The sequence below is a fragment of the Dyadobacter crusticola DSM 16708 genome (assembly GCF_000701505.1).
GTDB classification, from domain to species: Bacteria; Bacteroidota; Bacteroidia; order Cytophagales; family Spirosomataceae; genus Dyadobacter; species Dyadobacter crusticola.
The window spans coordinates 231,968-244,386 of record NZ_JNJB01000008.1; the positions used below are offsets into that span (position 1 = coordinate 231,968).

A 12,419-nucleotide genomic window follows, 5' to 3' on the forward strand; every position below is an offset into this window, starting at 1 on the left:
TATCAATTAATTTAATGAGTGAGGTAATTGAGTAAACGGGTATTTTGCCTGTTGTGAGCCGGATAAAGTAAAGCAATTTTCGCAAAATATGCCAAATCAATGGCATAGAACTGTCTCCAGATACTTTTTCCTGAGCTTCTCACGGGACCGCATTAAACGCATTTTCACCGCACTCTCAGTCATTTTGAAAATATGTGCAATTTCTCTGATTGTGCGATCGTCCAGATACTTAAGGTACAGCAACGACTTCTCTTCCAGGTTTAAGTGACTGAGTGCCGCTTTCAGACTGGTTGTATTGACTTCTTCAACTTCAAATATCCGCTGAATATCAAAATCATCCTCCTGATCAGCATTTTCTACGTAAATGGTCACAATTTTTCGCCGTCCCGACCGCATGATGTCCATGCAATGATTGTAAGTAATTGAAAACAGCCAGGTAGCAAATTTGGCGTCCTCTTTGAAGGAGCTCATTTTAAAGAGCAGTTTGAGGAATATATCTTGGGTGAGGTCCTCCGAGCGGGAAATGTCTTTGGTGAGGGAAAGGCATTTTTGATATACTTTAAAAGCATAGCGCTCGTAAAGCTTCTGAAAATAGCGGTTGTCTTGTGAATCCAAGAAAAGCTTGACTAGCTCTTCGTCCGATGCATTATGCTGTGCATAATCTTCAAATAAAAGTTCAATCATCCTGGTTCGCAATTCGCTGATAGCGTGTGTAAAAAACTAAGAGGGTATATTAATTTTTCGTAAATATTAAAAAACAACGCCTGGTATACAAATACATACCAGGCGTTGTCAACATTATTTTATTTCGAAAAATCCTTATCCTCCAATGGATACACGCTTGAACGATGTAACAGACAATCCCTTGGCTGTTTTTTCCAAAAGCTGACGGATTGTCAAAGAAGAATCTTTCACAAATTCCTGATTCAGCAATGTATTGTCTTTATAGAATTTCTGCAGCTTGCCTTGTGCAATTTTTTCAAGCATTGCTTCCGGCTTACCTTCTGCACGTGCCTGCTCTTTACCAACTTCGATTTCGCGCTCGATAGTAGCAGCGTCAACTTCGTCTTTATCCAAAGCGATTGGCTTCATTGCCGCAATTTGCATGGCAACATCTTTACCAAGCTCCGTCACGTCAGTACCGTTCACACCATTGAATGCAACCAATACTCCCAATTTACCATTTGAGTGGATGTAAGGAACAACCTGATCAGCTGTTACATTTTCGTAAGCAGTGATTTCCAGTTTCTCTCCCAATTTACCAACCAGATCAACGATATGCTCGCTTACCGGGCGACCATCGGCCAAAGTAGCTGAAAGCAGCGCTTCTTTGTCAGCGATGTTGTCAGCAGCAGCTTTATCCAGAATGCTCTGCGCAAGGTTTTTGAAATCTTCAACGTTTGAAACAGGCTCAGTTTCGCATGCAAGAGCTACCAATTTACCATTGGTACCGTCCTCGCTGATTTTCACCAGTACAGCACCTTCGGAAACGGTGTTGTCCGCGCGTTTCGCAGCGACTTTCTGTCCTTGTTTACGAAGAATGTCAACGGCCTTGTCAAAATCACCATCAGCTTCCTGAAGTGCTTTTTTACAATCCATCATGCCCGCCCCGGTCATTTGGCGGAGTTTGTTTACATCTTGTGCGGTAATTGCCATGATTTTATTTAATATGAATTATTAACTCGTTTAAAAAATGATAGCCCATAGCGAAATGGCTATGGGCTATTTTATCTAATCAGATACAAACGTGGATTTGAAAACCCATGCCATATCGCCCTAATTTTTATTCGTCATCACCCTCGGCTACTGCTTCTTCAGCAACTTCTGCGCGTGGTGCAGCAGGAGCAGCTTCCTCGTTGCCTTTGTCAACCTGACGTTTGGCTTCTTCTTCCTCTACCAGGCGCTGATCGTCTTTATCTTGTTTGCGTTCCATCAAACCTTCTTCGATTGCTTTTCCGATCGCCAATGTGATCAATGAGATTGCTTTGTAAGCATCGTCATTGCTTGGGATTGGAAAGTCAACTAATTCAGGGTTTGAGTTCGTATCGCAAATCGCAAAAATGGGGATGTTCAATCTTTTTGCCTCTGAAACGGCAATGTGCTCGCGTTTTACATCAACGATGAAAAGGGCAGCAGGAAGACGGGTTAGGTCAGCTACACCACCTAAAACTCTTTCCAGTTTATCCTTTTCACGTGTAAGCATCAGGCGCTCTCTCTTCGCTATATTGCTAACCGTGGTTTCGTCTTTTAGCATCTTCTCAAGAGTCTGCATTTTTTTCAAAGACTTGCGAATAGTGCCGAAATTTGTAAGCATACCACCCAACCAGCGATCAGTTACGTAAGGCATTTTAAGGCGTTTCGCCTCTTCTGTTACGATTTCCTGTGCTTGTTTTTTAGTAGCAACAAACATGATCTTACGTCCAGAACGAACGATTTGCTTCAACGCAGCTTCGGCGTCGTTGATGCAGCTCAAAGTTTTGTTCAGGTCAATGATGTGGATCCCGTTCTTCTCCATAAAAATATATGGAGCCATACGCGGATCCCACTTGCGGGTAAGGTGACCAAAATGGACACCTGCATCCAATAGTTCTTTATATTCTATTTGTGCCATTACAGATAAAATGTTTTGAAAGAATGTCTTAATAAATTACGCAGCACAGCACATCGGGCACGATAAGTACTGCCTGGACTTTTGAAGTTTATGAGTTTTGAGTTTATGAGTTGCAAGTATGAACTGAACTCTAAACTCCTGAACTTTAAACTTATTAACGTTTCGAGAACTGGAACCGCTTACGAGCCTTAGCACGTCCGTATTTCTTACGTTCCACCATACGAGGGTCACGCGTAAGGAATCCTTCTTTTTTCAAAGCGCCACGGAACTCTCCGTTATATTCGCAAAGTGCACGGGAAACAGCCATACGGATTGCTTCCGCCTGTCCTGAGATCCCGCCGCCTCTTACATTCACTTTAAGGTCATAACCATTACCTCCGCTAATTACAGCGAAAGGTTGTTGAAGAACGATCTGGTGTACTTCGAATGGAAAATACTCTTTGTAATCGCGGCCGTTTACTTTAATATCTCCTTTACCTGGCGTCATATAAATGCGCGCCACGGCAGTTTTTCTTCTACCTATTGTGTTGATCACTTCCATGAATTACAATTGGATTTGTTTTGGTTGCTGAGCGCTGTGCGGATGTTCTGCCGCTGCGTAAACAAACAGGTTTGTAAATAAACGACGTCCCAAACGATTCTTTGGAAGCATACCTCTTACGGCCTTCTCAAGTACCCGCTCTGGGTGCTTTTCGAGCAACTCACGAGGAGTTTGAAAACGTTGACCTCCCGGATAGCCAGTGTGACGAACATAAACTTTGTCTGTCATCTTCTTTCCTGTCAACTTAATTTTATCGGCGTTGATAACAATTACGTTATCGCCACAATCCACATGAGGAGTGTAACTGGCTTTGTGCTTGCCCCTGATGATTTTTGCAACTTCACTGGCCAAACGACCAAGAACTGCATCCTGAGCATCCACAACAACCCACTCCTTGTTTACTGTGTTTTTGTTCGCCGAGATGGTTTTGTAGCTTAACGTATCCACGATTAACAAAAATTTAATTGATTTTCAATATATTACACTGCAACAAGACAGTCCCATCGCAAAATGGGAGTGCAAATATAGAGTTTAACAAATTGAATTACAAGAATGTATTGGAAATTTCCCGTAGCGGCTCAATAGATGGGGAAGCTAAGTGCCACATACGGCATATTATACAGGTTGTAAACACGCCGCTGTCTGTTATCCAGCAGCACCTTACGATTACTTTGCTTGCGGGTAACGTAGGCAATCTGACCGTGCAGGTATCCCAGCTTTACACCAAGCCTTTTAAAGAGAAAAACCCTTGCATAAATCTCTGACTGTCCATTGTAGTTCTTCAAAGCCAGCGGGGCAAAATTGAAAATTACCGGAGAAGTTGATATCCATTGCTGATAATAAGGCGCTCCTACGGTTGGTTCTACACTTGGTTCTTTATCGTAAAAACCGCGTCGCCTTGTACCATAAGATGCGCCGATAAGATCCGTATTCACACCAAGATCCACCCGCCAGATCCTGAAATTCGCGCCTATCACAAAACTTACGCCATTCGCAGAAACATTTGTGTATTCAAGAAAGTCGCTGTTCGATTTTTTTGAATAAAGATTGGTCCGCCCAGCATAATATCCCCACGCCCTGAACCCAAGTCCCGCGCGCAGCCAGGGCACATTGTTCGGACTGATTTCTTCATGGTAAAGAACCGAGGGAGCCCACGAAGTGCTGTTAAAACCCGCGCCTACATCCACACCTGCGCTTACCTGCGACTGTCGCTGCCCGAAAGCAATGCTGCTGGCTAATGTGAAGATTAAAAGCGGTAGTATGTGAATAGTTCTCATTCAAATGAAACTTGGATAAGTGATGATTTTAAAGCCTTAAAGTTATGACAGGCAAATATAACTTGCAGCACCAGAAGATTTGCGATATTGCAAATTTCAAGCTGCATTCCATTTCCTGATATTAAGTATAAACTAAACCCATGAAAATACTTTTCACCAAAACCTTATGGAGCAGCGCCATGTGCTTTACGCTCGTTCTGTTCTTTTGTTCCAAAATGCTCTACGCGCAGGATTCCGGCGAGCTGGCTTTCAGGCCTTTGTTTAATGGAAAAAACCTTGACGGCTGGGTGGACGTCAACACTTCCAAAGAAACCTGGAAAGTGAAAAATGGAACGCTGATCTGCTCGGGAAAGCCAATTGGCGTCATGCGGTCTGACAGACAATACGAAAATTTCATCCTCGAAGTGGAATGGAAACACATGGAAGCCGGCGGCAACTCGGGCATATTCGTGTGGAGTGAAGGAACACCACAGGAGCACGATCCGCTTACGAAAGCGATAGAAGTACAAATGCTTGAACTGGAGTATGCGCCGCAGCATAATGCAACAGAAGATTATGTACATGGCGAACTGTTCCCGACAATGGGAATGACCGCTATCCCCGATAACCCACGTGGTAACAGAAGCAAGTCGCTCGAAAAACGGTGCAAGGGCAAAGGAGAATGGAATAAATATGTGGTGGTTTGTATAGACGGCACTGTAAAGCTGTCAGTGAATGGAAAGTGTGTAAACGGACTGCGCAATTCTGAAAGAAAGAAAGGGTATATCTGCCTCGAAGCAGAAGGCGCTGAGATCCATTTCAGGAATATGAAAATAATGGAGCTCCCGGGCGGCATTACCTCGCCGGAACAAACAGCGCCGCTTGTCGACTGATTGTGAACTTGATTTTCTGCATTAACTTAGGTCAGCTATAACAATTCTTTTACATGAAAATCTCCTTCGTCGGGGCCGGGAACGTGGCCTGGCACCTTGCTCAGGCTTTTGAAGATGCCGGACACTGGATTTGTGAGGTATACAGCCGCGACACGCAAAAAGCCCGGCAGCTTGCCTCCAACCTGTACGATACCAACATCCAGCCCGACCTCAACTTCTCCGAAAGCGAAGCCGAAGTGATTGTTATCGCTGTCAGCGACGACGCGATTGAAAGTGTCTTAGAGCGCATTGTGCTCCCCGAAGGAGTAATACTGGTTCATACCTCAGGCACCCGCTCGCTCGCCGAATTTCAGAACCTGGTGGAGATTTACAGCGACGTATTTGTGCATACGGGCGTGTTTTACCCTTTACAGACTTTCACCAAAGAAGTCGAAATGGATTACCGCGAAATACCTTTTTGTATTGAATCAAAAACGGAGCTGATTGAAAACAAGCTGATGCAGCTCGCCCAGAGTATCAGTGACCAGGTCAACAGAATGGATTCGGACGAGCGGTTTATCCTGCATGTGGCGGCAGTTTTTGCTAGTAACTTCACCAATTACATGCTTACTGTTTCAAATGATATTTTGGAAAGGGAACAGTTGAATTTTGAGCTGTTAAAACCTTTGATTCAGACTACAATCTATAAAGCACTTGCTTCCGACGACCCTTCGCTGGTGCAAACGGGTCCGGCCCGGCGCGGTGACTGGAAGACAACTGCAAGGCACCTGGAATATCTGCAGGAAACTGATGAAGACTGGACCGAGATCTACCGGCTTTTAACGGACAAAATCAGGAATACCTACATCTCAAAATAGCAAATCCTGCGGGCGGGAAAAAAGTTAGCCTATATTTGCAGGATTCCCCAATTAACCATTTTCATGAGCGCCAACCTGACCGAGCGGTTCAAACAGATTACTACTTTCATTTTTGATATCGATGGTGTGATGACCGACGGAAGCGTTATCGCATTGGAAACCGGAGAACAACCCAGGTCATTCAATGTAAAAGACGGGTATGGAATCAACCGTGCTATTAAAATGGGTTATCGGGTTGCCATTATCTCAGCCCAGAACCAAATGGGCGTGCGAAAAAGACTTGAATACCTGGGTATAAGAGACATTTTCATCGGCACCTCTCCGGACGGAAAACTTCCTGTTTTCAAAAAGTATCTTGCAGAAACCGGTCTGAGTGAATCCGAGATCGTATTTATGGGCGACGATCTGCCCGATTACGAGGTGATGCGTACCGGCGTACTCTCAGCCTGCCCCGCCGATTCCACTGACGAAATCCTGGCATTGTCCGACTATATCTCTCCTAAAAATGGCGGTCACGGCGCAGTTCGCGATCTGATCGAGCAGGTGATGAAAGTGCAGGGAAAATGGATGGCTTGGTTTGAATAAATACATCCAAAGTGGAAAAAAAGCGGTACTTTCCTAATCTCAATGGCATTCGCTGCATTGCGGCACTTCTGGTTGTATTCCATCACCTGGAACAGGCAAAACATGCGCTGGGGATTGCCAATTTATACGAGCTGCCGATCATTCAGCACGCAGGAAGATTAGGCGTTGGTCTGTTTTTTGTACTCAGCGGATTTCTGATTACTTACCTGCTGCTCGATGAAAGAGGTCGCTTCGGCAATGTGGACGCCCGTAAGTTTTATCTCCGCCGCGTATTCCGGATCTGGCCCATTTACTTCCTGATTATTATCCTTTCATTTTTCGTCTTCCCCCACATTGATATTCTTGATTATCCGGGTATTGATGAAAAGTTGAGAACAAACTCGGTTGAAAGATTAACGCTCCTCTTTTTAGTCTTGCCGAATTACGCATTCGTGCTGTACGACTTACCTTACTGGTGCGCGCAAGCGTGGTCCATTGGAGTGGAAGAGCAATTTTACTATTTGTGGCCGTGGCTGATCAAGTATCCTAAAAGACGCATTCCGATAATCATAGCTTTTCTTGCTATTTCCGCAGCATTGCTTTATGCCGGCATTACGCTGCTTGATCCTTCGGAAGAAGCCAGGAATGCGATTATCTCTACCTTCCTCGGACAATTCCGAATTCAGACCATGGCGCTGGGCGGGCTGTGTGCGTGGCTGGTTTATAATGACAAAAACTCAATACTTGATCTGCTTTTCAGGAAAGACGTACAGATTGTTGCCTACGTTCTACTTGCGGGGCTTTTCTTGTCCGGCGTGCATTTCTTTGGTTTCCTGGAAGTCTACGCGCTCTTTTTTGCCTTCTTTATTCTTAATGTATCCTGCAATCCGAACTCCATGATCAGTCTGCAAAATCCGGTAATGGATCATTTAGGTAAGATCTCCTACGGACTTTACATTTACCACGTAGTTGTGATTGTTTTAATTATCAATCTGCTGAATAAGTACCTGCCCGATTGGAGTGGAACTTCTTACCAGATAGCACTTTACGTACTCACATTCGTCGGTTCGGTCGCAGTAGCCTCATTCTCGTTTTCCTATTTTGAAAAACCCTTACTGGAATTCAAAGACAGGAAATTCGGCAGGTAAGCTTTACTTTTCAACCAGCTCCGACATTTTGTAGAAATAGAGATCCTCCTTTTGCGCCTCTTTCAAAATCGCTTCTAAAAAGTCGACGCTGAATCCATATTCACCATTTTCAGGAGATTTGTACAGGGGTTCGTGTCCAAAAAGCATTAAAGAAGTCCTCGTCTTTTTAGCTTTCTGAATTGCATCCTTCATTTCCTGTACTGTCAGTCCGGAATCAATATCTATCAATAGCGCGTCTACTGCGTTTTGTTTATTAAAATCGTAAAAAATCCACGACATCAACCGGGGAGCCAGTGCATACATCTGAAATCCCAGCAGCTTGCGTTTTGAGATTGCTACATCGCGGATGATCTTAAAACCATTCGCAAACAGCACAGAATCGACCTGCTCATTGTGATTTCCACCAGGATGCGCGTAAGAAGTCGGTTTGAACCCCGCGGCTGACATATACCCCATTCCCGGTTTAATTTCAGTTTCATAGTAGCCCATTGGCCCCTCTGCTTCTATCAGCTGCGTCGATCTGCCGTGAATTGTTCCATGAAAACCGATCTCGTGACCGTCCTTTTCTAGCTGCCTCAACTTAGTGATTTCGTCAGCAGATAAACTATCGGGACAAGTGATAAAAAATGTGACTTTTGCATTGTACTTCTGAAAAAGCGGCCGCAGATTGTACCATTCGTCGATAAAATGGTCGTCAAAAGAAATAGCAATTCCGCCTCGCTGATCCGCGCTTCCCTTCTGCTGACAGCCAGCACCAGTTACCCAGACACAAATCAGGGTAAAAAGCAATATTGCATTATTTCCGGCAATGAGCTGTTTCAATACTTCGGGAATGAAATGTTATTTTCGCTAAATTAATCACACAAATGAAAATACTGCACACAGCCGACTGGCATATCGGCAAAAAGCTCGACCTGTATTCCAGGCTGGATGAACAAAGGCTTGTACTGGAAGAAATCTGTGAGATAGCGGAGCGTGAGCAGGTCGATGCGGTAGTTATTGCCGGTGATCTTTTTGACAATTACAACCCTTCGTCCGAAGCTACGGAGCTACTATACAGCACATTACACCGACTTTCCGCAAATGGAGCACGTGCAGTGATCGCGATAGCGGGTAACCACGATTCTCCTGAACGCATTCAGGTACCCGACGCACTGGCAAAGGTATGCGGCATTCTGTTTGTCGGATTTCCCAATACAGAAGTAAAACCGTTTTGTACGCAGGGAAAAGTCGATATCGTGCAGACAGCGCGCGGTTTTATCGAAATAAACTTACCTAATTGCGATTTCCCCCTTCGGATTTTACATACTCCTTATGCCAATGAACAGCGACTTAAAACTTTCCTTGGCGTGGAAGATTCGGAAGAATTGCTCAGGCTGCATTTGCAGGAACACTGGCAAAAGCTGGCAGACAAATACCTCGACGAGAAGGGATTTAACCTGCTTGCCACCCATTTATTCGTAATGAAAAAGGGAGAGCCGATTCCCGAAGAGCCGGAGGAAGAGCGGCCTATCCTTCATATTGGTGGCGCGCAAGCCATTTACACCGAAAATTTCCCGGATAAGGTGCATTACATTGCACTTGGACATTTGCACCGGTTTCAGGTTGTTGATAAGAAACCTGCGCCATCGGTTTATTCAAGCAGTCCGCTTGCTTACAGTTTTTCAGAATCCAATCAGACCAAGTATGTTGTTCTGATTGATGCAGCAGCAGGGAAACTCCTGAACTATCAGCCCATTGAACTTACAAAAGGCAAAAAGTTGAGAAGGAGGAGCTTTAACAGCATCGACGAGGCGCTCATCTGGCTGGCCGAATATCCCGACGATCTCATTGAACTGACCATCATTTCCGACAATTACCTGGAAGCTGCTGACAAAAAGCGCTTAATGGAAGCACATCCGGGTATTATTCAGATCATCCCCCAAATTAAAAAAGCAGAATTGGCAGAAGCGAGCTCCGAAATTGACCTTTCGCTCAGTATGGAAAAGCTGTTTCAGGAATATTTCAAAACCAAAAACAAAGGCCAGGAACCTTCGGAAGGTTTATTGGAGGTATTTAGGGAAGTGTTGGGAACGGAGGGGGACTAACATCCGGAGGCCCACGCAGAGCTCCGGATGTTATCAGCTATTTTACATTTACCACTTCGATACCGAACTTGTAAGGCGCTTCTCCAACCATACTAATCGTATACAGCTTTCCATTACGATAAAATACAAATCTCGGCGTGCCCCGAAGGAGAATTTCATTGTCCCGCGTCAGCTCCGGATAATGCGCAATCTGAATCGACTTTCGGTTTTGCGTTGCCGCATAAATCGTTTTGCCGTCGTCGCTGAATGCAAAGTCGGAAAACATCAGGCTCCCGCGCTGGATCATACCTTTATATTCCATAGCTTTGGTGGTCAGGTACACCGCACCTTCCCCGCCGGTCACCAGGTAATCACCGCTCCTGGAAATCCTGAAAATATTTGGGTTCAGAGGAAAATCCCCGTGCTGGGTGTCGTCCATGTGCAGCAGAATTTCTCCCTTGGCATTCAGTTCAAAATACTCCATATCTATCGGGCTGACGCTGCGGGAAATCGAGATGATCTTTTGCTGGCCGGGTACAAACCGCAACCGGTCGCCTTCAAAACCACCATTACCTGCGATATTGATCCCTGTTGCTCTAGAATATGTTCGTACGGGTTGTTCCCACCAGGGCGACGGCGTCACCGAAGCCGCAAGGTAGCCGCTGTTGTTGGTCACCACGCAAGGTGTCGACAGTCCCGTATTGATCGATTTCTTCAATGTCAGCTTGTCGGCGTCGTACACATAAATCCAGCCATCACTGCTGGGTATGTAAACTTCCATTCCAAAGCCGTTATCACCTACATCGATGAATCCCGGTGTGCCTTGCAAGGTAACACTACCTGTTTCTTCAAACGTATCGATGTTGATAACCCGCAATTTCCCGGCCCCTTTATCTACAATGTAAAAACGATTCGATGTCGGGTGCATGACTACATCTTCGGGATTGTACAGGAAGACCGATCCTGCCGGGTTGTCCACCTTGATTGAATTACTGTTCCTCGAACTTTCAGTTTTCGTAACTACTCTCAGATAGTAGAAAATCTGTGTCGAGAATGGCGCGAGCGGATCCAGCATGGTTAATGTATTAATATCATCAACCGTAGCGACCAAACTTTCATTCGCAGAGTTCTCCGCTTCACTCCGGTAGATTTCATAGGACCTGAAATCATCGCCCGCATACTTTGTCCATACCAATGCAATATTGGATTCCTTTTTGACGGCACTTGTCAAGGTGACCGGCTTTGGAGCCGTTGTGGAAAGCGCAAAAGTGAATGTCGATGAATATTGATCCTTGTCCGTCGCGGTTACAGTAATGGTATGCTGCCCTTTGGACAAGCTTTTCGTAAAGGCCACATTTCCTTTCTGATCGGGCGAAGATGTGTGGAAAACACCATCCAAGCTACTTTCCCACTTCACGGTAATGTCGTTCGGAGAAGTATCCTGATCGGTAATATCCGCTGAAAAGTTGATCTGATCATTGGGTGAATAGGCCGCCGGAAGTGCCGGTAATATGAGCTTAATCTCCGGTGCAATGGCGGTAGTAACACCCTTGACAATGCTAATAAAGACTTTCACCAGCGAATCCTTCCGGATTTCCACGACACTCTTGCCTGAACCAAAACCGGTTTGGCTGGCAAATACCTCATACGAACCGGGCTTAATGCCTTTCAACAGCACACTTCCAAACTCGTCCGTAATGCCCTGAATGCTTTGCGGTTTTGTGAACACATTTACATTCTTTGCAGGAACTTGATTGTAGTTCTCGGAGAGATAAACTGTTACGAAAAGGTCACCTGTGGTAATTTTTGGGTCAATTTCTTTTTTACAGCCGCCAAGCAACATTACACATGCCGCCAGCATGCGCACAATGGGTAGTTTTTTAATCATGTAACACTGAAGATCAGGGGTAAAATAATGGTTACAAATTTATCTCTTTCAATCAGATAACTGCAATTATTTCACCTTATTTAAACAGTATTACTCTATCAGTAAGCTATCCGCGTCCGCATTTAAACAAAAGAGGCTATTCCGGATAGAAATAGCCTCTTTGCGTCCTATTTGGTCGTGATGAATCTCAGCTCGCTCTTCTCAACTTCGCTTCAATAGTCTGTTGTGTATGTGGTACAATGCGAAGACGCTCTTTTGGGATCAATTTGCCAGTGTCGATGCAGATTCCGTAAGTTCCGTTTTTAATGCGGATCAATGCATTTTCAAGCTGAACCGAATATTTTTGAAGGCGGGCTGCCAGCTGGCTCAGGTTCTCGCGCTCACTTGCATCTGCTCCATCCTCTACCAACTTCGCCGATCCCGCAGTTATATCTGTTCCGCTGTCATTCTTTTTACTCAATCCTCCTTTAATGTAATTGAGCTCGCTCATAGTAGCATCCAATTTTCCACGAATAAGCTCTTCAAACTCCCTTAATTCTTCCTCTGAATATCTTGTGCGTTCTTCTTGCATGATCTTAATGAATTATGTTATCTA

At 44.9% G+C, this 12,419-nt stretch carries 14 protein-coding genes; 5 read left to right on the forward strand and 9 right to left on the reverse strand.

Going from position 1 to position 12,419, the window contains the following annotated elements; translation table 11 throughout:
- Positions 1 to 96 precede the first annotated feature (96 nt).
- The 6 genes from Q369_RS0113655 to Q369_RS0113680 form a co-directional block, all read right to left on the reverse strand.
- On the reverse strand, positions 97 to 684 hold the full coding sequence (locus Q369_RS0113655) for an RNA polymerase sigma factor (RefSeq protein WP_035333436.1): 588 nt from the start codon (positions 682 to 684) through the stop codon (positions 97 to 99).
- A gap of 135 nt (positions 685 to 819) precedes the next feature.
- Complete coding sequence (tsf, locus tag Q369_RS0113660; protein ID WP_031528363.1) at positions 820 to 1,656, reverse strand: translation elongation factor Ts; 837 nt, start codon at positions 1,654 to 1,656, stop codon at positions 820 to 822.
- A gap of 127 nt (positions 1,657 to 1,783) precedes the next feature.
- Positions 1,784 to 2,611 carry a 30S ribosomal protein S2 gene (gene rpsB, locus Q369_RS0113665; protein ID WP_031528364.1) on the reverse strand — a complete coding sequence of 276 codons (828 nt, stop codon included), beginning with the start codon at positions 2,609 to 2,611 and terminating at the stop codon, positions 1,784 to 1,786.
- Between the two features lie 154 nt (positions 2,612 to 2,765).
- Positions 2,766 to 3,152 carry a 30S ribosomal protein S9 gene (gene rpsI, locus Q369_RS0113670; RefSeq protein ID WP_026631735.1) on the reverse strand — a complete coding sequence of 129 codons (387 nt, stop codon included), beginning with the start codon at positions 3,150 to 3,152 and terminating at the stop codon, positions 2,766 to 2,768.
- Positions 3,153 to 3,155: 3 nt separating this feature from the next.
- On the reverse strand, positions 3,156 to 3,599 hold the full coding sequence (gene rplM / locus Q369_RS0113675; RefSeq protein WP_031528365.1) for a 50S ribosomal protein L13: 444 nt from the start codon (positions 3,597 to 3,599) through the stop codon (positions 3,156 to 3,158).
- A gap of 131 nt (positions 3,600 to 3,730) precedes the next feature.
- Entirely contained in the window at positions 3,731 to 4,429 is a 699-nt protein-coding gene (locus tag Q369_RS0113680) for a hypothetical protein (RefSeq protein WP_031528366.1), read from the reverse strand.
- A 140-nt stretch (positions 4,430 to 4,569) separates the two neighbouring features.
- On the opposite strand from Q369_RS0113680, the gene Q369_RS0113685 reads away from it, so the two are divergent.
- The 4 genes from Q369_RS0113685 (at position 4,570) to Q369_RS0113700 (ending at position 7,870) form a co-directional block, all read left to right on the forward strand.
- On the forward strand, positions 4,570 to 5,301 hold the full coding sequence (locus tag Q369_RS0113685; protein WP_031528367.1) for a 3-keto-disaccharide hydrolase: 732 nt from the start codon (positions 4,570 to 4,572) through the stop codon (positions 5,299 to 5,301).
- A 53-nt stretch (positions 5,302 to 5,354) separates the two neighbouring features.
- Positions 5,355 to 6,158 (forward strand): Rossmann-like and DUF2520 domain-containing protein, encoded by an 804-nt coding sequence (locus Q369_RS0113690; protein ID WP_031528368.1) that lies wholly within the window; start codon positions 5,355 to 5,357, stop codon positions 6,156 to 6,158.
- Positions 6,159 to 6,221: 63 nt separating this feature from the next.
- On the forward strand, positions 6,222 to 6,743 hold the full coding sequence (locus Q369_RS0113695) for a KdsC family phosphatase (protein WP_031528369.1): 522 nt from the start codon (positions 6,222 to 6,224) through the stop codon (positions 6,741 to 6,743).
- A gap of 11 nt (positions 6,744 to 6,754) precedes the next feature.
- On the forward strand, positions 6,755 to 7,870 hold the full coding sequence (locus Q369_RS0113700) for an acyltransferase family protein (RefSeq protein ID WP_031528370.1): 1,116 nt from the start codon (positions 6,755 to 6,757) through the stop codon (positions 7,868 to 7,870).
- Positions 7,871 to 7,873: 3 nt separating this feature from the next.
- On the opposite strand, the gene Q369_RS0113705 is transcribed toward Q369_RS0113700, so the two are convergent.
- Positions 7,874 to 8,692, reverse strand: coding sequence for a polysaccharide deacetylase family protein (locus Q369_RS0113705; RefSeq protein ID WP_031528371.1), 819 nt, complete (start codon positions 8,690 to 8,692; stop codon positions 7,874 to 7,876).
- 44 nt (positions 8,693 to 8,736) lie between these two features.
- On the opposite strand from Q369_RS0113705, the gene Q369_RS0113710 reads away from it, so the two are divergent.
- Positions 8,737 to 9,957, forward strand: a complete 1,221-nt coding sequence (locus tag Q369_RS0113710; protein ID WP_031528372.1) for a metallophosphoesterase family protein — start codon at positions 8,737 to 8,739, stop codon at positions 9,955 to 9,957.
- 37 nt (positions 9,958 to 9,994) lie between these two features.
- Here Q369_RS0113710 and Q369_RS0113715 read toward each other — a convergent pair whose 3' ends face one another.
- Positions 9,995 to 11,824, reverse strand: a complete 1,830-nt coding sequence (locus tag Q369_RS0113715) for a YncE family protein (RefSeq protein WP_031528373.1) — start codon at positions 11,822 to 11,824, stop codon at positions 9,995 to 9,997.
- Positions 11,825 to 12,011: 187 nt separating this feature from the next.
- Positions 12,012 to 12,395, reverse strand: a complete 384-nt coding sequence (locus Q369_RS0113720; protein WP_374754354.1) for a TraR/DksA family transcriptional regulator — start codon at positions 12,393 to 12,395, stop codon at positions 12,012 to 12,014.
- Positions 12,396 to 12,419: the final 24 nt, after the last annotated feature.